Source organism: Paenibacillus harenae DSM 16969, assembly GCF_000422465.1.
GTDB lineage: Bacteria > Bacillota > Bacilli > Paenibacillales > Paenibacillaceae > Pristimantibacillus > Pristimantibacillus harenae.
The window spans coordinates 83848-104527 of sequence record NZ_KE383846.1; the positions used below are offsets into that span (position 1 = coordinate 83848).

21 protein-coding genes and 1 pseudogene are annotated in these 20680 nt (G+C 50.4%); 6 read left to right on the top strand and 16 right to left on the bottom strand.

Annotated elements, in window-relative coordinates:
- Positions 1-13 precede the first annotated feature (13 nt).
- The gene (gene spoVB, locus H581_RS0130905) at positions 14-1564 is read left to right on the top strand and encodes a stage V sporulation protein B (protein WP_029192622.1); all 1551 of its coding nucleotides are present in this window, start codon (positions 14-16) and stop codon (positions 1562-1564) included.
- Positions 1565-1619: 55 nt separating this feature from the next.
- Here spoVB and H581_RS0130910 read toward each other — a convergent pair whose 3' ends face one another.
- The 4 genes from H581_RS0130910 to H581_RS0130925 all read right to left on the bottom strand — a co-directional run bounded on the left by H581_RS0130910 (position 1620) and on the right by H581_RS0130925 (position 5660).
- A complete protein-coding gene (locus H581_RS0130910) occupies positions 1620-2126 on the bottom strand; it encodes a hypothetical protein (RefSeq protein ID WP_029192623.1) in 507 nt (168 codons plus the stop codon).
- On the bottom strand, positions 2119-3879 hold the full coding sequence (locus H581_RS0130915) for a sensor histidine kinase (protein ID WP_029192624.1): 1761 nt from the start codon (positions 3877-3879) through the stop codon (positions 2119-2121). The genes H581_RS0130910 and H581_RS0130915 overlap by 8 nt, the downstream gene beginning before the upstream one ends.
- Complete coding sequence (locus tag H581_RS0130920) at positions 3876-4556, bottom strand: response regulator transcription factor (RefSeq protein ID WP_029192625.1); 681 nt, start codon at positions 4554-4556, stop codon at positions 3876-3878. The genes H581_RS0130915 and H581_RS0130920 overlap by 4 nt, the downstream gene beginning before the upstream one ends.
- A 225-nt stretch (positions 4557-4781) precedes the next feature.
- Positions 4782-5660, bottom strand: a complete 879-nt coding sequence (locus H581_RS0130925; protein ID WP_029192626.1) for an AraC family transcriptional regulator — start codon at positions 5658-5660, stop codon at positions 4782-4784.
- Between the two features lie 134 nt (positions 5661-5794).
- On the opposite strand from H581_RS0130925, the gene H581_RS0130930 reads away from it, so the two are divergent.
- Entirely contained in the window at positions 5795-6922 is a 1128-nt protein-coding gene (locus H581_RS0130930) for a glycoside hydrolase family 88 protein (protein WP_029192627.1), read from the top strand.
- A 254-nt stretch (positions 6923-7176) separates the two neighbouring features.
- Here the strand turns inward: H581_RS0130930 and pcaD are convergent, their stop codons facing one another.
- Entirely contained in the window at positions 7177-8004 is an 828-nt protein-coding gene (gene pcaD / locus H581_RS0130935) for a 3-oxoadipate enol-lactonase (RefSeq protein ID WP_051251494.1), read from the bottom strand.
- A gap of 149 nt (positions 8005-8153) precedes the next feature.
- Here pcaD and H581_RS0130940 point away from each other — a divergent pair, with 149 nt between their 5' ends.
- A complete protein-coding gene (locus tag H581_RS0130940; protein WP_029192629.1) occupies positions 8154-8591 on the top strand; it encodes an Lrp/AsnC family transcriptional regulator in 438 nt (145 codons plus the stop codon).
- A gap of 134 nt (positions 8592-8725) precedes the next feature.
- On the opposite strand, the gene sigZ is transcribed toward H581_RS0130940, so the two are convergent.
- The gene (gene sigZ / locus H581_RS35985; RefSeq protein WP_051251495.1) at positions 8726-9295 is read right to left on the bottom strand and encodes an RNA polymerase sigma factor SigZ; all 570 of its coding nucleotides are present in this window, start codon (positions 9293-9295) and stop codon (positions 8726-8728) included.
- A gap of 110 nt (positions 9296-9405) precedes the next feature.
- Between sigZ and H581_RS0130950 the strand changes: the two genes are divergently transcribed.
- The gene (locus H581_RS0130950; protein ID WP_029192630.1) at positions 9406-10431 is read left to right on the top strand and encodes an aldo/keto reductase; all 1026 of its coding nucleotides are present in this window, start codon (positions 9406-9408) and stop codon (positions 10429-10431) included.
- 132 nt (positions 10432-10563) lie between these two features.
- The gene (locus H581_RS0130955) at positions 10564-10986 is read left to right on the top strand and encodes a VOC family protein (RefSeq protein ID WP_029192631.1); all 423 of its coding nucleotides are present in this window, start codon (positions 10564-10566) and stop codon (positions 10984-10986) included.
- Positions 10987-11180: 194 nt separating this feature from the next.
- On the opposite strand, the gene H581_RS37540 is transcribed toward H581_RS0130955, so the two are convergent.
- The 10 genes and pseudogenes from H581_RS37540 to H581_RS0131000 all read right to left on the bottom strand — a co-directional run bounded on the left by H581_RS37540 (position 11181) and on the right by H581_RS0131000 (position 19741).
- Positions 11181-11543: a four-helix bundle copper-binding protein gene (locus H581_RS37540; RefSeq protein ID WP_084134883.1), complete on the bottom strand. Its 363-nt coding sequence runs from the start codon at positions 11541-11543 to the stop codon at positions 11181-11183.
- Between the two features lie 313 nt (positions 11544-11856).
- Positions 11857-12477, bottom strand: a complete 621-nt coding sequence (locus tag H581_RS0130960; protein WP_029192632.1) for an NAD(P)/FAD-dependent oxidoreductase — start codon at positions 12475-12477, stop codon at positions 11857-11859.
- Between the two features lie 31 nt (positions 12478-12508).
- Positions 12509-13384, bottom strand: coding sequence for a hypothetical protein (locus H581_RS0130965; protein WP_029192633.1), 876 nt, complete (start codon positions 13382-13384; stop codon positions 12509-12511).
- A 31-nt stretch (positions 13385-13415) separates the two neighbouring features.
- Positions 13416-15851, bottom strand: a complete 2436-nt coding sequence (locus tag H581_RS0130970) for a heavy metal translocating P-type ATPase (RefSeq protein WP_281169591.1) — start codon at positions 15849-15851, stop codon at positions 13416-13418.
- A 26-nt stretch (positions 15852-15877) separates the two neighbouring features.
- A complete protein-coding gene (locus H581_RS0130975) occupies positions 15878-16078 on the bottom strand; it encodes a copper ion binding protein (RefSeq protein ID WP_029192635.1) in 201 nt (66 codons plus the stop codon).
- Positions 16079-16325: 247 nt separating this feature from the next.
- Positions 16326-16676, bottom strand: a complete 351-nt coding sequence (locus tag H581_RS0130980; protein ID WP_029192636.1) for a metal-sensitive transcriptional regulator — start codon at positions 16674-16676, stop codon at positions 16326-16328.
- Between the two features lie 96 nt (positions 16677-16772).
- Positions 16773-17015 (bottom strand): annotated as a pseudogene (locus H581_RS39815) (VTT domain-containing protein); the annotation flags it as partial.
- Positions 17016-17222: 207 nt separating this feature from the next.
- Entirely contained in the window at positions 17223-18236 is a 1014-nt protein-coding gene (locus H581_RS0130990; protein ID WP_029192638.1) for a Gfo/Idh/MocA family protein, read from the bottom strand.
- A gap of 2 nt (positions 18237-18238) precedes the next feature.
- A complete protein-coding gene (locus tag H581_RS0130995; RefSeq protein ID WP_029192639.1) occupies positions 18239-19081 on the bottom strand; it encodes a sugar phosphate isomerase/epimerase family protein in 843 nt (280 codons plus the stop codon).
- A 39-nt stretch (positions 19082-19120) separates the two neighbouring features.
- On the bottom strand, positions 19121-19741 hold the full coding sequence (locus H581_RS0131000; protein WP_245600211.1) for a carbohydrate-binding family 9-like protein: 621 nt from the start codon (positions 19739-19741) through the stop codon (positions 19121-19123).
- Positions 19742-20362: 621 nt separating this feature from the next.
- On the opposite strand from H581_RS0131000, the gene H581_RS0131005 reads away from it, so the two are divergent.
- Complete coding sequence (locus H581_RS0131005) at positions 20363-20677, top strand: hypothetical protein (protein ID WP_029192641.1); 315 nt, start codon at positions 20363-20365, stop codon at positions 20675-20677.
- Positions 20678-20680: the final 3 nt, after the last annotated feature.

Below are 20680 nucleotides of genomic sequence, written 5' to 3' on the forward strand. Positions count from 1 at the left end.
AGGAACCAAACTTATGACACAACCCGGGCAATCGTTCATGAGAGGTACGCTGGTCTTGTCTGCCGCTGCTTTCATCAACCGTATTCTCGGCTTTATCAGCGGCATGTATATCGCTCGCGTACTCGGCGCGGAGGGAATCGGCCTCTTGATGATGGCGCATCCGCTCGTGCCGCTCGTCATTACGATTACGGAGCTTGGCTTGCCGGTGGCGATTTCAAAGCTGGTCGCTGAAGCCTCCGCTCGCGGCGAACGAATGAAAGTGAGACGTATCCTGCACGTCTCGCTCGCCGTTACCGGCGTTTTAAGCGTGACGCTTACGACTGTTTCCTTGCTCGGATCCGAGTGGATCGCATCCATCCTGCTGAGCGATCAACGCGCATATTACGCGATGCTCGCGATTACGCCGATCGCGCCGATTGTCGCCGTCTCCGCGGTGTTAAAAGGGTACTTCCGCGGCATGCAGCAGATGAAGACCATCGCCGCTTCCGATGTGCTCGAGCATACGGTGCAGATTGCCTGTGTCCTTGCACTGGTGCACCTATTGCTGCCATACGGCATCGCGTATGCGGCGGCGGGCGCAATGGCCGCCTCTGTCGTCAGCGAAGCGATCAGCCTCTTATTCCTGATGGCAAGCTATAAGCTATACGGCGAGAAGAAGACGCCGGGCGAGACATGGTCGAGCCACCTGAAGCACGGCAGAAGCACGCTCGGAGAGCTGATGCAGATCGGCCTGCCGACGACCGGACACGGCGTTATTCAATCGTTATACAGCACTTTCCAGCCGCTTCTCATTACAACCAGCCTGGCGCTGGCCGGCATCGGCACGGCGCTAGCCACGAAGCAATTCGGCCTGCTGGCCGGCTATGCTTTTCCGCTGCTTTTTATGCCAAGCTTTATCACGCAATCCTTATCCACCGCCCTCATTCCTGCGATCGGCGAAGCAGCGGCGAACAAGAACAGTCTGCTTATGCATGAACGGATGAATCAGGCGCTAAGCTTGGGACTTCTGATCGGCGCGCCGGCGACCGTCATCCTGTTCGAGTGGGCAACCCCGCTTACGACGCTGGTCTACAACGCGCCGGAAGCGGGATTGCTGCTAAAAATATTAGCGCCGATGTTTTTCCTGCATTATTTCGACGCTCCGCTGCATGCGATTCTGCTCGGGCTCGGCCGCGCGAGAGCTACGCTGTGGAACTACGTCGTAGCTACCGCATTCAAGGCTGTATCTATCTTCGTCTTCGGCAGCCAATTCGGCATTAATGGCGTTGCGTTCGGCATCGGCATCGGCATTGTCATGCAGACGCTGCTAAACTTCTTTTCCATCTCAAGCTCGATCGGATTTTATTGGAGCATTCGTCCTTATGTGAAGGTTGGGATCTGTATGATGCTAATGGCGATAGGAGGGCACTGGACCTTTGACTATCTGAACGCCCAAGGCCTGCCGCTGTTATGGAGCGTAATCGCTTCAATCGTCTGTTCCTTGCTCCTCTATTTCGCAGCACTCGTATTGACGGGTACGTTGAATTGGAAAAGCGCGCGACATAGGTTTTCAATCCCATGGTAGGCGCATTTGAACTAGAAAAAGCAGCCCTCATCGGCTGCTTTTTCTGAATGTTGTCTTACAACAAGGAAATACTTTTCTTCCAAGTCAGCTCCTTGCCATGCTCATTTCTGAAAATAAATATAACCTGGCCTTCCTCGCCTTTCATCGAATCCGGATAGAAGAAGCCCATAAATTGGCCGTCTCCGCTAATATAAAAGCCGTCTTCGCCGTTCCCGCCGTGTTCGACGGCTTCTTGAACCGTATTTTTCACCTGGCTCTTATCGGAAATCCACTGCATTTCAGCCAATGCGTATCCTTCGGGGAGCTTGTTCACGATAAAATCAAAGCTGTTTCCCTCAATCGGTTTTGGTGTCTGATCGATGATCATTAAAATTTCCTCGTCGGCATTCGACGATTCATCCTCCCCACTAGCCGTATCCCCATTGTCTGCGGTACTCTCTTGATTGGCTTCAGGCGGGTTCGTGTTTGCCCCCGTTTCCGAGTTTGCTTTTGCCCCGCACGCACTGACCAGCAGCAGTACGCACAAAGCGGCGGTCAAATAGACGACATTTTTTTTAATCATGAGGTTCTCCTCTGCTTTCATATAAGGTAAAAGAAAATGCGACGCCTTGCTTCGTATTCGCTGCGCCAAACTCGCTTTCATGAAGCTCCAGAATATGCTTGACGATCGCTAGCCCTAGACCCGTTCCGCCGGATTTACGGTCCCGCGAACGCTCAGCCCGGTAGAAATGATCCCAAATCCGGCTCAGGTCCTCCTCTGCGATTGGACGCCCGATGTTTTCGATGACTGTCTGTATCTTTCCGTCACCTGTCCGCCCAATACCGATTGTGATGTCGCTGCCCTCTTCCGCGTGCCGAATCGCATTACTCAATAAATTCAGAACGACCTGCTCGATTCGTCCAGAGTCTGCCATCACAAACATTTCTTCCTCAGAGTCGCTATTTAGCTTGACTTGAAGGCGCTTGCTCTCGAGCTGCTGAGAGAACGAATCAACCGCCGATTGAACAAGACGGGTGATAGAGAAGCTTCCGGACTGCAGCCGAACCGCCTTGACCTCAAATTTGGAAAGCTCCAGCATATCCATAATTAACGCATTCATCCGGTCCGTTTCATTCACGATGAGGGCAAGGTATCTTTCTCTTTTATCGTTCGCCACACCATCCTGAAGCCCTTCCGCGAAGCCTTTCACAATGCCGAGAGGCGTTTTCAGCTCATGGGAAATATTCGCAACCAGCTCTTTGCGGAGCTGCTCCGAGCGCTGCTTCTCTTCCATATCCTCCTGCAGCTTCTCATTCGCTCGGGTAAGCTCCTTTAAGGTCACATCTAAATTTCGGGATAACGCAATCATATGGCGGGACAGCTCGCCGAATTCATCCTTCGAACGGATTTCCGGCTGCTCGGTAAAATCCAGTCTGGCAAGACGCGCTGCCGAACGGTTTAACACCACTAACGGACGGGAAACCATTCTGGAATAAATCAAGGACAGAACGATGATAAGGATTAGAATGATCGGCGCCAAATAAACGACATATTGCTTCAGCGTTTCGACCGCTTCCCCGACGGGCTGTAGAGAAGTCATAACGAATAAATAACGGTCTCCATTCTTACCCTCTGATAGCGGTTGGATCAGAATGGCATACTCGACGCCGCTCCATGGGTCGGTCCACTCCATTTCCACTGTGGAGCCGCTCTGCAATTGAGTTTGATATCGAGCCGCATTCGGCCTCCAATCTTGGAGAGCATCATCGATCAGGGTATCCTGGTAGAGAGGGTTATAAGATCTGCGCTCCGGCAGCATCACATCCGTAATCTCGCCTTCCACTCGTACCAGCCCTGCGGCTGGTTCCGTGTTCGCCGCCGGCTGGAATTCCACAGGATGGAGGACCGTATCCTTCTCATCCATAAAGATCCCGTCAACCGCCATCCTGTCTCCGATTTGATAGCCTTGCGGGATCTCGTCGACGGTCATTCCTTCTATCGGCATCCGAATCGTAATGAACCTGCCGCCTGCTTGCAGCACCAGAAAATAAGGATTGATAGCCGTTTGAACAAATCGGTCGTTTAGGATGGACGTGCTCGTATCATTTTGATTCATGAAGGATCCAAGCAGCCGCGAAACCTGTTGATCATTCGATTCGGCTTGATGGAAATGCTCGGCAAATTGAGCCATTTTCCTCTCTAAGGCATGGATCTTGGACGTTCGGTAGAATCGCTCGAAAAACAAGCCTTCCGCCAGCATCACAAAGGAAAAAACGATCAAAATCAAAACAGACGTTACCACGAACAGCTTAAGAACGACGCCATGCCTTCTCATGGTTCCATCTCAAATTTATAGCCGGATCGAATGACGGTCCCTATATAACGGCCTTCGTCTCCAAGCTTGGCTCTTAATTTTTTGATGTGGGTGTCAACTGTGCGCAAATCCCCCACATAATCGTACCCCCATACCGCATCCAAAATATAATCACGAGGCAATACCTTGCCATAGTGCTTCATCAGAAGAAGAAGCAGTTCATATTCCTTCGGTGACAGATTAATTGCGCTTCCCGCCGCGGATACCGTATGATTCTTCCGGTTCACGACGAGCTCTCCGTACCTAATCAAACCATCATCGCGTCCAACCGTGCCTTCCTTCCTCTTCATTAATGCGGTAGCGCGGGCCACCAATACTCTCGGGCTGAGAGGCTTCGTCACGTATTCATCGGCGCCAAGCTCGAACCCCATCATGTGATCATCGTCTTCCGCTCTTGCCGTGATCATAATGATCGGGACGTCCGACTTCTCGCGGATGCGTCTGCATACCGACCACCCATCCATTTCCGGCATCATAATGTCCAGAACGATCAGGTCAACGGTGATCTGTTCGAAAAGCTCGAGCGCGAGCCTTCCGTTCTCCGCCTCAACCACTTCCCACTGTTCCTTCTTGAAATAGTCCGTTATAAATTCACGCATCAGCATATCGTCTTCAACTAATAATATCCTTCGCTTCATTGCCGAACACTCCGCATCGGAGCAGCAATCTGTTGCTCCATAATTTAAGCCTAGACTTGAGATATTATACCTACTTGTTATCATGCGTATTTACTAATGATTATACAATTGAATCTCATACGCATTATCGCACCTCCGCATTTGTGACCTCAAGACCAAGTATAGAGGTGAGTTGTGTACAACGTGTGTATTTTGCATGAATTTTAGAAGGACATATCAACAATTTCAGCCTTCGTAAGCTCTTCGCACCATGGACCGGTAAGCCTGCGGGGTAACGCCTTTATGATTCTTGAACATTTGGCAAAAATACGGCGTTCCCAGGCTGCCCACCTCACGTCCGATATCCCCGATCTGCTTGTCCGTTTTGGCCAAAAGCGCGCAAGCCTCCCGTATACGCCGTGCGGCAATATAACCGGTGATCGTTACCCCTGCATAACGCTTGAACAGATGGGAGACATGATATGGAGACAAATGGCAATCCTCCGCCATTCTGGACAGATCGAACGGCTCCCTGTAATGCGTCTCTATCCAGTCCATCATATGCTCGATATGGCCTGAAGCCTTTTCCGGCATGCTCGGAGACGCATCCTCCGCAGGAAATACATACAGCTGCAAATGCCGCAGAATGGCAAGCAGGAACAACGCTCCCTCCTCGTCCTGCGGGCCTTCCCCCCACTGCCTCCGGGACCGGTCAAGCTCGGCAAGCAGTTCGGGGAGACGGCTGTCGCTGCCCAGCCCGAATACCTGCTGAGCCAATAGCCCCTTCCATAGTCTGCGCAGAAACGATCGCAGCTTGGGAAATGGCTCCGTATACGATTCTATAAACCTCGGGTCAAAGGTCAGGTTGGTGCGGATATAAGAGCCGTCCTCGCTTGAAGGCACCTCAACCTTATGCAGTTGATAAGGCTGAAAGCAAATTAGCGTGCCCGGCCGCAGCGGATATGTCTTATTCTCCACCGTTATGCTGCCCGCTCCTTCATATACATACAAGAGCTCGCACCCTTGATGCGCATGATGCATCCGCCAGTGCTCGCCCTTCGTCTCTGTTCTGTAAGACAGAAAGAAAGGCTGCGCTCCGAGATCCAAAGGCTGAATTCTATTCATGGCCACCCCTCCGTTATCGCCGCAAAAAAAACGCAATATAGCTACATAATATCACAAGAAGACGCAACAAATCCGGCGTTATAATGGACACATGCAAACAAATTATCTATAGTTTAAGGGGGATTCGGACGAACATGTGGAAACAAGCGATTGAAGACGCATTAGTGGTTATACGGGCTGACATCGAGCGGTTCGGGGATAAATTCCCGCATGTCAGCAATGGCGACCGCATTTACCAGCTAAACAACAATACCGATTGGACCGAGGGCTTCTGGTCGGGCATGCTGTGGCTTAGCTACGAATACTCGGGTGATGCGGCATTCCGCGAGGCAGCCGTGAAGACGGTGGACAGCTTCCGCAACCGGATTGAGCGCAGGGTGAGCCTCGCCCATCATGATATCGGCTTCCTCTATTCACTATCCTCAAAGGCACAATGGATCCTTGAGAAGAACGAAGCGGCGAAGCAGTTGACCCTGCAGGCCGCCGATATTCTAATGGAGCGCTGGCGCGAGAAACCGCAAATCTTGCAAGCATGGGGACCTGAGGGCGACCCGGATAACGGCGGACGTATCATCATCGACTGCATGATGAATTTGCCGCTGCTCCATTGGGCATACCAGCATACGGGCAACGAAGCGTACCGTCAGGCAGCATCGATTCACTCCGAGAAGAGCCGCCGTTTCCTCGTTCGCGGAGACGACTCCTCCTATCATACGTTTTACTTCGATCAGGAAACCGGAGATGCGCTGCGCGGCGGAACGGCGCAAGGCTTCCGGGACGGCTCTACGTGGACGAGGGGTCAAGCCTGGGGAATCTACGGCTTCGCTCTCGCTTACCGTTATTTAGGACAGCCGGAGATGCTGGAGACGGCGAAAAGGCTGGCTCGGTATTTTATTGAAAGAATGCCCGAGGATCATGTCGTATACTGGGATTTCGATGCTCCCCAGATCCCGGAAACGAAACGCGACAGCTCCGCCTCAGCCATTGCCGCAGCGGGCATGCTCGAAATCGCCGGCTTCCTGAGCCAGGACGATCCCGATCGCGGGCTGCTGTTAGAGGCGGTTCACCGTTCGATGGCATCTCTTGTATCCAATTACGCGACGAGCGGCGAGGAAGATGCGCAGGGTTTGTTAAACCGCGGCTCATACTCGGTGAGATCGGGAGCCTCCCCTGACGATTACGTCATCTGGGGCGACTACTTCTATATGGAGACGCTGATGCGGCTGGAGAACGGGATTCCGGGGTATTGGTACGAGAGATAACGTAATGCTAAATGATAAACCCGGCTGCCAAGCAGCAGCCGGGTTTATCATTATTTTCCCAGCCCCATAATCGTTAATATTAAATATCATCCGTTTCGAGTACAAAATCCGAAATCAAGCCCCGGTAGGCCCTATCAAGCGTTTCCATCCAGCCTTCGCCAAGAAAACAAACCTTCCATCGTTTAGAGGAAGGTTTCCGTTTGAGGAATTTTTAAAAGAAGCAAACTTCTTTCCATCGTCTAGTAGAGTAACTATTAATTCTTCTGCAAGAAATCGAGAACGGCGTTCAGGAATTCCGCAGGCCGCTCGACATTAGGCATGTGCACGGCAGGCAGCATGATAAGCTTGGCATTGGGCACCGTGGCGGCGATCAATTCGCTATGGCCGGGGAGTGTCACCGTATCGTACTGGCCTGCGATCACCAAGGTCGGACTGCTGATCAGCGCGGCCGTCCGGCGCATATCCAAATCGCGGATGGCAGCGAAGCTACCTTCGAATCCTTTAGGGTCCGTAGCGAGAACCATGTCGCGGAACGACGACACGAGGGAGGTTTCCGGTTCCCGCATAGCGGGCGGGAACCAGTTCCCGATAAACATATCGGCGAGCTCCGACAGGTTTTCGCTCTTCTGAACGGAGGCGATCATGTAATCCCATTGCTCGGCTGGCCCCAGGTAGGATGACGTATTACTAAGAACCAGCCGCTCGATCCGTTCAGGCGTATGAATGGCTAGCCATTGCCCAACCACGCCGCCCATGGACAGCCCTAAGAAATGCACGCGGTTGATGTTCAACGCGTCCAAGAGTTCGATAACATCCCGTCCAAGCCTATCGAACGAATAGGCGCCTGCCGGGGCATCCGAGGAGCCGTGCCCCCGAAAATCGTAGCGGAGCACGCGGAAGCGCTCCGACAAAGCTTCGATTTGCCCGTCCCACATGTGGAGCGACGTCCCAATCGAATTCGATAGGACCAATACCGGCGCATTTGCCGGGCCTTCGATACGATAGGCGATCCGGTATCCGTCGCCGGTCGTCATGTATTCTGTTCTGCCAATCGCAGCAAGTTCGTTTGTTATTTTTGTCATGGTTTCCACTTCCCTTTTCGATTTATTAATGTCATTTTAGTTGATATCACGTACAATCGGAATGAGAAGTTGAAGGCAGTTTGGGCCTCAAAACTTAAATTTCACGTTTAATCAAACCCATCACTTTAATAAATGAGGTGTCATCTTAAATGGACCGCATCGACTATAAAATACTGGCTGCGTTGCATGATAACGCCCGGATTTCCATTTCCGAGATCAGCCGGATGATCGCCATGTCACAGCCGGCTGTAACGGAAAGGCTTCGGAAAATGGAGGATCAAGGGGTCATCACAGGTTACCGGGCGGAGCTGTCGCCAACGAAGCTTGGCAAGCACACTACCGCATTTGTTTTATTCAAATCGAATAGCTGCAAGGAATTTGAAGCTTTCGGCGAAGCGTCCCCTGAGATTATCGACCTTTACCGAACGAGCGGCGAGTATAACTACTTGATGAAGGTGGTCACCGAATCGAGCGAAACGTTGGCCGCTTTTCTTGACGCTTGCCACGTTTTCGGATTTTCAACGACGCTGGTGGTGCTGTCGACACGGTTTGAGGATAAAAGTCTTGTAGAGGGAATCGAGGATTGAAATCTGTTAGTATGCCTGTTACGGATTGAGTGGTTTAGTTTCGGTTCTCGAAACTAAACCACTGCGAAATGCATTATCATCGAATTTATTTTCAGTTTTTGACACTAACTTTACGTTACTTGCTGCTCTTGCGCTTAACCCCAACTATTCGGTTTTTTTCTCGTTCGGCGCGGTTCATCCAGAACAACACGGTAGTCGATTATATTCCCGTAACGATCCGCTTCGATCTCGCAGCAGCTGACCATCATTTCCTTAACCAGCTCCCTTCCCCGCTGCACTCTCGACTTCGCCCCTGAATAGGAGATGTCCAGATGCTCGCTCAACTGCTTCTGCGACATCCCTTTCAGCTCGACAAGATCAAGCGCCTCCCGGTATTTATCCGGCAAGCGGGCAAGGATAGACATCATGCCCGACGCTGCCTCCGGGGAACAATCCGGGACGGGCTCTTCCTCGGCAATATGAACCGCATCTGAAAGCTCGCCTGTCTTTCTCCCCTTCCGAAAATGATCCGTAATGCTGTTTCGTGCGATTTGAAAGACCCAAGCGCGTACTTTTTCTTCATCCCGCAAAAGAGCTATTCCCTCGTAAGCCTTCAGAAAGACATTCTGAACGATATCTTCGACATCGGTATGATTATTGGTTTTTTGCCGAACGAAATTCCGGACATGCTCATGATATTCATCCCATAACGTCTCCAGATTCATAGACAGACTCTCCCTCATATCCAAAAATATTTTTTCTTTTTTTGCGTCCATCGCAATGTACGCCCGTCACCATTAGTGTAATACAAAATCCAATCAGGAGGTAGAGAACAATGAGATACAACTTGCTCGGTAATACGGGAGTGCTCGTATCGGAAATCGGTTTGGGCACGATGACTTTTGGCGGCGGTGAAAAGTGGGGCATCTTCGGCGGGCTCGACGAGAAGGAAGCGGGTGTGCTGGTGGATCAGGCCATGGATGCGGGGGTGAATTTTTTTGATACGGCCAATGTCTATTCCGATGGGCAATCGGAGGAAATTCTCGGAAAAGCATTAAAAAACAAAAGACATCAAGCTCTCATCGCAACGAAGGTTAGAGGGCGCATGGGAAGCGCACCGAACGAGCTCGGTTTATCGCGGCTGCACATCATGAAGCAGGTCGAAGACAGTCTTAAGCGGCTCGGAACGGACTATATCGATTTATACCAAGTGCACAACCCCGACCAACTGACGGACTGGGAAGAGACGCTCCGGGCTCTCGACGATCTGGTCCGCAGCGGAAAAGTACGCTATATCGGCAGCTCTAACATGAATGGGTGGAGCATGATGAAAACCCGGGGGCTCTCGCAGCTGCATGGGCTTCACGCTTTCAAAAGCAGTCAATCCTATTATTCACTGGCCGCACGGGAAATTGAACGAGAAATCATTCCGGTTCTTCAGGATCAAAATATGGGTTTAATCGTATGGAGCCCCCTTTCCGGCGGATTCCTGTCGGGTAAATACTCGCGCCGCAATGCGGGAAGTAACAATGACCGTCATGCGCTGCTTTCGTTCCCTCCCGTAGACAAGGAAAAAGCTTATCCGATCCTTGATGTGCTACAGGAAATTGCCGACTCACGCGAGTCTACGGTAGCGCAAGTCGCTCTGGCCTGGGTGCTTAACCGGAAGGCTGTTACCAGTGTCGTTATTGGAGCGAAAAACCCCGGTCAGCTGCAGGATAATCTTGCGGCAAGCGGTATTCGCTTGTCTAATAATGAATTACTCAGACTGGATGAGGTCAGCCGCTTACCGATAGAGTATCCGGCTTGGCCGTTTTTGGAGGAGGATGATTCTATCATAAGAAAACATGAAAAGGTGTGAAGGGGGCCGTAGTGGTTAAGGTTTAGAAGAAGAAAAGGAATTGGACAAATGTCCTATTCATTCTTATTGATGTCATTTAAAATAGATAGAAAAGAAGGGGGCTTAAATCATAGCGTACAAGGGGATGAGAAAGTGGCTCAATCTATCGTTCATATTGCATTAGTTGTGAAAGATTATGACGAGGCAATTGATTTTTTTACAAATAAGCTAAATTTCATCTTAGTTGAGGACACTTATCAGCCTGAACAAGATAAACGCTGGGTAGTTGTATCTCCACCAGGTTCAGTCGGTACTACCATTTTGCTTGCCAGAGCATCGAGAACGGAGCAAGAGTCTTTTGTTGGCAACCAGACGGGCGGCAGAGTTTTTCTATTTTTAAATACGGATGATTTCTGGAGAGATTATAATGAAATGATCTTAAAGGGAATAGAATTTGTCAGGCCTCCCCAGGAACAATCCTATGGCATGGTCGCGGTATTTAAGGATTTGTACGGAAACTTGTGGGATTTATTGCAGCTGAGAGAAGATCACCCCATGAATAAACGAATAATGTAGCCATGGTAATGCATTTATTGAAGCTGATAAGGCTCAATCGTGTCTTCCGAATTCTATTTATAACAATGATTATAGTGTCAATAAACAGAGGAGATCGTATAAACGATCTCCTCTTCCGGCAGTCTAACTCCGTTAGAACCATTAACAACCGCAACCGTTAGCGAGGCAATCCGGCATCCGTTGAACTTTTGTTATTATACAGCAACCGCGCCTGCCATCTGACGGCATGCGTTAGCGCACTCACGGCAAATTTTTGCACAGTCCTGACAATGCGCATCTTTAAATTTCTCGCAATCCACTGCGCAGGCATCGCAAATTTGCGCGCACAACTCACAAAACGGTTTAGCGAATTGACTGTTTCTCGACATCAATTGAACGGCTTGGAAGCAAATTTCCGCACAATCGTTAAGCATTTTGATCATGCTTGTACGTGCCTGCACATCCGGTTCTTGCAGACAAGCTGCAAAACATTCTTCACAAGCTTGGGCGCATTTCGTGCAAATTTCGATACAATGGGCGTATGCAGCAGGTGTCGGTGAATTGGCAATATGGGTCATGATTTTTAAAGCCACCCTTTCCGATTGACAAATTTAAATTACAATATACTTTCTGTAAAGAGACTGAAAATTATCCTTTATCTCAACTGAATTGTCCCATATTTTTATAAAACCCCGGAGCTTTCATGGTTTTTGTCCCGATCGGGAAATTAATTAACGGTTCATATTCGACTTGTCGCCGCTAGCGGTTGTTCCTTGGCATAATAGGCTAATGATAAATAGAAAAAAGCCCACTACGAAGTGAGCTTGTTATTCAATCATCCCTTAAAGCAGTAATCCGCTTATTTCTTTCATATTTTCCAATGAATTCCGTTTAACCAGCGATTTGCTTTAACTGGTCAAGCGTTATTCGATCAATGAATTTACCGAATTTTTCTTTCCCTTTTGCATTTTCTTTATAATAATCAATAATGGCTGTAATAACCGGCACAAGCCGTTCTTCCGTTAACCCCGTTAGCAGCGGTTTGGCTATAGACGCTTTTAATCCTTTAGGCTCTCCTCCGACGTAAATATCAAACGTATTCCGCATTTTCACAACGCCAATGTCCTTTAGAAGCGGTTCGCTGGTTCCCAGCGCACATCCTGCATAGCCAATTTTAAGCGGAGAAGGCGTTTCAATGCCTGCAATAGCTTTATTTAATATTCGTGCCGCTTCCAATCCCGCCTCTTCCGCTCCTTTGCAAAAATTACAGGCAATCAAACTCTTGGTTGTAGAACCCGGCGGGTAAACTTCAAGTCCGGCAAGCTTGAGTTCCTCTGCAACGGCATCGCGCCGATCGAGCGGAACCTCCACATAGAGCTGTTTAAATGGTGTCATTTCAATCTCAGCATCCGTACCGGTAATAGCACCGATTATGGCAAACTGCTCCGGAGAAAATAAACTACCGCCAACTTGAATTTCAGGGGCAACCGCAATCTTCGTTTTCTCTCCCATATCCGATATCTCCCTTATCGTTTATTCGGATCTACTTGACTTCAACCACGAACGGGACGGTTATGACTTCCCCATTATGCTGAAATTGTCCCCATATTTTATAGGTGCCGCTTTGTGGGAACGTGGTTGCAAACTCCGCAACCGGCCCGGTCGCTTTCTCATCAAGCGGGTGAACATGGAGATAGTTCTCCGCATCGGCCGACAGGATGACAACATGGCCTACGGCTCCGAGATAAGGCTCCAGGTCTTCGATGCCTTCTTTCGTCCCCGCGTCGCGGATCGTAAAGGTAAGCGTCGTCTCTTCCTTCGGCTTCGTGCCGCTCAAGGCAAGCTCGAATTCCTTGCCATCGACTTCTTTCACCAGATTCGAGTCTGGCGTAATGTCGGCGTGCTCCCCTTCCTCGCCCTCAACTTCTATCCACTCGCTAAGCGTTGCATTCGTGCCGCCCGACGGAATAAAGTCGGCAAACGCCTTATATTCCCCGCCCGCCGGAAAAACCGTGTCCACCGTAAACTTGCCGTCCCCCTGGAATTCGGGATGGATATGGTTAAAGAACGACAAATCGTGATTCACGATGATCAAATGAAGCAATTTCTCATGACTGACCTCAAAATCGTTGATCGGTTTACCGTCGTCGCCCATAATCTGAATTGATATTTCCGTTTCCTCCTTCGCCTTCGCCCCGCCGGATACAAAGGTAAAGGAGGCCTCAGGACTGCCGCTCACCGGTTGTTCGTCTTCGCCATGTCCGCCATGGCCGCCGTTATCGCCGCTTTTGGCGTCATTCGCATTTTGACCGCCATGGCCCTCATGACCCGCTGTCTGATCATTGCCTTTGCCGCAGGCGGACAGCAAACCGATAGTAAGAATGATCGAGATAAGAAGGATCCATTTTTTATTCATCATTTGAATTTTCCATTCCTTTTCCATAAAAGTTTTAATGACGGATACGGACACGCTGCAAGCGGAGAGCGTTAAGGACGACGGAAACCGAGCTTAACGCCATCGCGGCTCCCGCGACCCATGGCGCCAATAGACCAATCGCGGCAATAGGAATGCCAAGCGTATTATAGCCCAGCGCCCAGAACAAATTTTGTTTAATGTTGCTCATCGTCTTACGGCTCATGTAGATGGCATCCGGAATGCTCGAGAGATCGCCGCGCATGAGCGTCACATCGGCCGCTTCCATCGCCACATCGGTGCCCGTTCCGATCGCCATCCCGACATCTGCCGTAGCCAGCGCAGGGGCATCGTTAATGCCGTCGCCGACCATCGCCACTTTTTTGCCGCTGGCTTGCAGTTTCTTCACTTCCTCCGCTTTGCCTTCCGGCAGCACTTCCGCGAGCACATGATCGATGCCGACCTGGTCCGCGATCGCTTTAGCCGTACGTTCGTTGTCACCCGTAATCATGATGACCTGTATACCCATTTCCTTCAGCCGGCTGATGGCAGCCTTTGACGTTTCTTTCACCGTATCCGCAACCGCAACGATCCCCGCATAATGGTTATCTACCGCGACAAGCATGGCTGTTTTGCCGGTTTCTTCAAGGCGGGACATCGTCTCATAAGCAGCCTTCGCGTCTACATCGAATTTCTCCATTAACCGGCGCGTGCCGATCAATAATTCCTTGCCTTCCACGACCGCTTTAATACCGAATCCAGGGATGGCTTCGAACGCTTCCGTACCCGGTAGCGTGACGCCTCTCTCCAGGATGCCCGTAACAATCGCTTCCGCAAGCGGGTGCTCCGAGTTTTTCTCCGCCGAACCCACAAGCCTAAGAAACTCCTGCTCGTCGTTATCCGTCAACACATCTGTCAATTCCGGTTTCCCTTTGGTGACTGTGCCTGTTTTGTCTAAAATGATGGCGTTAATTTTATGCGTCTGCTCCAGATGCTCCCCACCTTTGAACAAAACGCCCAGCTCGGCCGCACGCCCGGATCCCGCCATAATGGAGGTCGGAGTTGCCAGACCAAGCGCACACGGGCAGGCAATGACCAGAATGGCAATGGCTTTCTCCAAGGCTTCCGCAAATTCGCCGGGAGTGACAATGAAGTACCAGACCAAGAAAGCGGCGATTGCAATGCCGACGACAATCGGGACAAATATGCCCGAAATGACGTCCGCCACCCGTTGAATCGGCGCTTTGGATCCCTGCGCTTCCTCCACGACCTTAATGATCTGCGCGAGCGCCGTTTCTTTGCCCACTTTGGTCGCTTGAATTCGGAGCATTCCGTTTTTATTGATCGTCGCGCCGATGACGGCGTCGCCGGATTTTTTCTCGACCGGAATACTCTCGCCGGTCAGCATGGATTCATCTACCGATGAAGTTCCTTCCACAACCTCCCCGTCTACCGGAATTTTCTCGCCCGGCTTCACTAGCACGATATCCCCTGCGAGAACTTCGTCCACCGGAATGGCAATCTCTTGGCCTTCGCGTACAACCAATGCTGTTTTCGCTTGCAATCCCATCAATGATTTAATCGCTTCCGACGTACGCCCTTTGGCGAGCGATTCGAACAATTTGCCCATAATAACGAGCGTTATAAGTACAGCACTCGTCTCATAGTACAACGATGGCCCATGGTGAGCGGAGGCGCCGTTTAAGAACCATGCAATCGTGAGATACAAGCTATAGAAATAAGCTGCCGATGTTCCAAGCGATACAAGCACATCCATATTTGCGCTGCCGTTGCGAAGTGCCTTATAAGCACCTACATAAAATTGTCTTCCGACATAAAATTGAACGGGAGTGGCCAAGATAAGCTGAAACCATGGATTCATGAATAGGTCCGGCGTATAGATCCATGCAGTGAATGAAAAATGCCCGACCATGCTCCATAGAAGCGGAAGCGAGAGAATCGCGGATAGAAGCAAAATTCGTTTTTGATGCCGGATTTCTTTCTCGCGATGGTCGCCCTTATTTTCATTCTCTTGTTTCGTATTTGCCGTATAGCCTAGCTGCCGTACCTTATTCTGCATATCGGTTATTGAGATTTCACCCGGTGAATATTCTACCCGCGCTGTTTCCATAGCAAAATTGACCGCTGCATTCGTTACGCCCGGCAGCTTGTTAAGCCCTTTTTCAATCCGGTTCGCGCAGGCCGCGCATGTCATGCCTTCAATCTGGAAATCAACGGCCTCTTTTGCCGTACCGTATCCTAATTTAGTAATGCTTTTCTCCAGTTGGCCAATGCCGACGACGTTGGAATCAAAGGTAACGCTGGCTTTCTCCAGCGCAAAGTTTACATTGGCTGAGGAAACGCCCTCCAGTTTATTTAATCCCTTTTCAATCCGATTTGCGCATGCCGCGCAAGTCATGCCCGTTATTTGAAAGGTCACCTGCTTGCTTTCGTTCGTTGCGGTCGTTTCCACAGCCATTCTCCCCTTTAATTCGTTGTTTATACGACGTCGTAGCCTTGCTCTTCGATCGCTTCTTTTACTGCTGCAAGCGTAACTTGATTTTCGTCAAACGATACGTCCACAGTATGATTCTCAAGATCGACTTTTCCATTTACACCGATTCCTTTCAGTGCGCCTTCAATCGAATTCACGCAGTGCCCGCAGCTCATACCCTCTACTTGCAATGTTAGATTTGTCATTGTTTTTCTTCTCCTTTAGATTTGATTATTTGTCTTCATCGCTTCAAGCATTCATTTCCTCATTGTCTAGCCTTTAGTTGCTCAGGTGAGTATCTAACAATCATTGCCATCTCCTTCATAAACTTAGTATACCCCTCCACCCTATATTTAGTCAACATTTTTTTACGGTACCCCCGTAGTGTATTTTTTTCTCAATAAAAAGAAGCAGCATTTCTGCCGCTCCATCTTCGTTGCCCTTAACATAACGTTATTTAATTAGTTTATTCATTGTAGTCATCAATTCCGTCAGCACTTCCGTATCCCCATCCTGCAGACGTTCGATAACACAGCTTTTTAAATGATGTTCAAGTAAAAGTTTTCCCACACTGTTTAATGCAGATTGAACGGAAGCAATTTGATTCAGCACATCGTCGCAATACGTATCTCTTTCGATCATTCCTTTAACGCCGCGAATTTGACCTTCTATCCGATTGAGACGCGAAACCAAATTATTTTTTTCTTTTTCCGAATGATGGCTTTTTCGCCCCGATTCTTCCGGCCCGCAACATGATGAAGCCTCATGAGAGGTTGACTCTACAAGATCTGTTTGTTCACTCATTTCATATCCGCCTCCTTCCATCTCCATCTATTATACCATACGGCCATACCCTATAAATAGTCATCAAAATTGATCAATAATTATCGTCTTCTACTATTAAGCAAATAATATAAATCCATAAATGATGAGCAGGAATAGAGAATAAACAACAAGGACGACTATCCAATCTCCGGAACCGGAGCGAATATTGGCTCCGTCATAAGCAAATACAAACATAATCGGAATTTTACCGATAAGGGTCGACAAAATAATTATTTTAAATGACAAGTCGAACACGCCGGCATACAAATTGGTAAGCGGCGCAGGCATAATGGGAATCATACGTGCAATTAACAACGACCAGAATGAATGGTCATTTTAAACTTCATACGCTGTTCTCCCCATTGAAACTCCGCCCTAGCTTACAACGTTAGCACACACGAAGCTCAAAAAAAGCCGGCGCCTACTGCAATCGGCACCAGCTTTTAACCCGCGTTCGAATCTCTCTCAACGGCGCCTCCGGCTCGAAAGGCCGAACGCGCCGTATCATCCTGTTCGCCCGTCGGTTTAGGAGAGCGTGACGGGAATGCCGCCCTGGTCGGCCGATCGAATCTCGGCTTCGACGATCTCCAGCGTGCCGACCGCGCTCTCCGGCGTGCATACCGACACCGGATTGCCGCCGGCAACCGCTGAGAGGAAATACTTGATTTCACGATAATAGCCCATATCCGTCGCCAGACCGGCGACAAATCCCGGCTCGCCCGCCGGATGCACGCTCAGCTTGTCGTTCGCGAACACGAGGGTGGCTCTTTCGAAGTTGACCCGGAACGTCATCGAGAAGCCGACATCGCCCTGCAGCGACCAGTCGGCTTGGGCATTCACCACTTTTCCGTCCGGGTACGCGTAATTCGTCGAGACAGTGTCGTAAGCGCTGCCCGGAATAACGTTGCGCGCGATCGAAGACACCCGCTCCGGCTTGCCGAACAGCCAGTGAACCATGTCCGTGTCGTGGATGTGCATGTCCAGCATGCAGCCCCCGCTCCGGTCGCCATTCAGGAACCAGCCTTGCGGCGCATCCGATCCGCGGAAGAAGTAGCCTGCCGTCACGGCTCCGTAACGGCCGTCCTCGATGCATTCCTTCAAATATTCGTATGCCGGCCAGAATCGGAGGCACTGTCCGATCATGAGTGTCTTGCCTGTGCTTGCCGACGTCTCCGCCATCCTGCGCCCCTCCTCGGCATTCCTCGCCATCGGCTTCTCGCAGAGAACATGGTATCCACGGTTGAGCAGCCCGCAGGCCAGCTCGGCATGAAGATCCGTCGGCAGCGTAACGTCCACGACGTCGATTTCTTCGCTCGCCAGCATCTTCTCGATGTCGTCATACAGCCGGTACGGCGACAGATCGTACACTTCCTGACCGGTGGCGATGTTGCCGCCGCCCTTCGAATGCTTCAATTGTTCGATCTGCATATCGCAGATGGCAACGAGCTTGATGTCCGCCCCTTCCTGCATCAACCGCACATAGTTGTCAAAGTGCATTCTTCCCATGAACCCGAAGCCGATGAGTCCAATCTTAAGCATCATCATTTCCTCCCTAGAATCGCATCCATCGCGGCGGATGTATTGAAGATGATCTGTTCCGAATAATGAACGTAAGGCGGAATCATCTCCGCGGTGACATAATTGTCGTAACCAACCGTTGCCAGAGCCTCCATCACCGCGGGATAATCGACATCGCCTGCCAGCAAATCTACAAAGCCGTGCAATCCGCCCGCTTGACGCCGATAGTCCTTGAAGTGGACTTTCTTGATCCGACGGCCGAGAATGCGAATCCAGTGCTCCGGGTAGCCGTTCGCTACCGTATTGCCGACGTCGAAATAAGAGCCGACGTAATCTGAACCGATCGCATCGATGAAAGAACGCATCTCAAGCGGCGACAGCAGAAACTTATTCCACACATTCTCGATGCCGATGGAGACGCCCGCCTGCTGCGCGAACGGAGCCAGCTTGCTGACCGCTTCAAGCGCCCTTTCATAAGCGCGTTCATAATCGACCGCTTCCGAACCGGGAATGAAGTCTACGCCGACAGCGCCCGGAATGACCAAAATCGTGTCGACGCCAAGTATCGATGCGAATTCCAGCTGCTTCTTGCAAATGTCAATCGCCTTCTCCCGGGTAGACGCGTTATCGCTCGTCATCGGGTAGGACCAGTACAAGCCGGTCGCGAGCCCCGCAATGCCCAGCTCCGCTTCCTCCAGGCGTGCGGCGATGCCGCGAAGCTCCCGTTCCGTCGAGCCGATTCCAAGCTCCCCCTCCTCGTTCAAGCCCAATTCGATGCCGTCGAAGCCGGCCTTCTTCGCCAGCTTGATACAATCCGCGATCGGCGTTCCTTCCCGGAACGACCAAATGTTGATTCCTTTCTTCATACCGCTTCCTCCTCATACGATTAAAATTTATAAGTCCACTTACGTCAGCACGACCGTTCCGAACCGGGACGGCATATGGAAGTTGATCTTCCCCGTCGGTCGCCAAGCCTGATACTCCCGCATGCCGGACTCATCTTCGTCAATCCGGTAAAAATTCGCCCGCCACTGAACGCCCGGCGCGAGCGGCGCCTCGAAATGAGCCGCAGGAATGGAGATCAAGTACTCGCGGCAATCCGGTTCAATCAGACGGACGCCCGTTCGCAAGCCTTCCAGATTCCATTCCTTGTCTAACCCCGTGACACGCTCCCGGCCGTCATGCTCGATCCATGCGTCGAACACCACGTTGCGGGGACTGACTTCCAGCTCCAAGTACTTCCGACCGTCGCCTTCCTCATCGATGAACAGCTCGACGACATCTTGCTCATATAACGGGTCATCCCGGTTCTCGAACTTGGACACCGCGTAAGTATCACGACACACGAAGCGGACATAGAAGCGTTCCGGGCTCCAGCAGCACTGAACTTGCGTCTCCTCTCGGGGCGGTAAGCCGGACGCCGTGTCCGACAGCCGGACGATAGGGCAGCCGCTCCAATCGAGCGTTTCGTCGCTGCCGTCGAAGCGAATAAAGCAAGCCGGCGCGCAGAAATATGGATCGGACAAATTCTTCACCTCCATTTAACTGATTCCGATATTTTCGAAGTTTGTGGTTGTGCAATAATATCTTTATCATAAACGATGAAATCGGAATTTTCTTTAGCAATAAAAGCGATTGTTTGGATGATTCCGTTATCGATTAGTCTACTCCGTTAGAAGTGCTCTATCTCTGAAAAGCAGCAGCGAAAAGCCCGTAAGATCAACGAATTGATCTTACGGGCTCAAATGGTGCCGGCACTTAGAGCCACCAGCCGTTGTCTTTGCGATTAAGCAGCTATGCAGAGATCCGGTTCCAGGCAAAGCGCTTCTCTTCTCCATTCAGAAGCCAGACGTCCGGTATGACGATTCAGGAATGTTCTCACCTCCTCCCCCCTTCCTTTTATGATTCCAACTAAATTGTAAGCGCAATCATATTTTTTTGTTGCATGGTATAAATTCTATAAGTATGTCGTTTGGATCATACTGATAAGGCTCCTATACCCATGACGGCGATGTCATACATGATAGCTTCGCCTGCCCGGCTAAATGAGCCGGGATGAAAATTTCAATAAAGAAATCTCATCAAGCCTTAACTTAACCTTTCCAAGTTCCGACAAAGAGTATAACAAGATATTAGGGGAGATAAATTTGTCACCAAATAAAAGAAACAAACGATACAAGTCGCGTGCGCTTCTGGCGATTATGGAGCGGATATCGTTATTTCTAAACCCGGGAAAACCATTGTACAAACCAAATGCCGGCGGCCGCATATTCGTAATCATCGCGTTACTATTCGCGTGCATCGGCATATTCGCGGGCTCTGCGGCGGGACTCTATGCAGTCCTCGAGCTGTGGTTCGGTCTTGGCATGACTTACGGGGAATGCTGCGTAATAACAGCAATCTTATTCATAACGGCGGTAATTTTAATGTTTAAGGATGCGCGTGAACTTGAGGAGGATTAAACG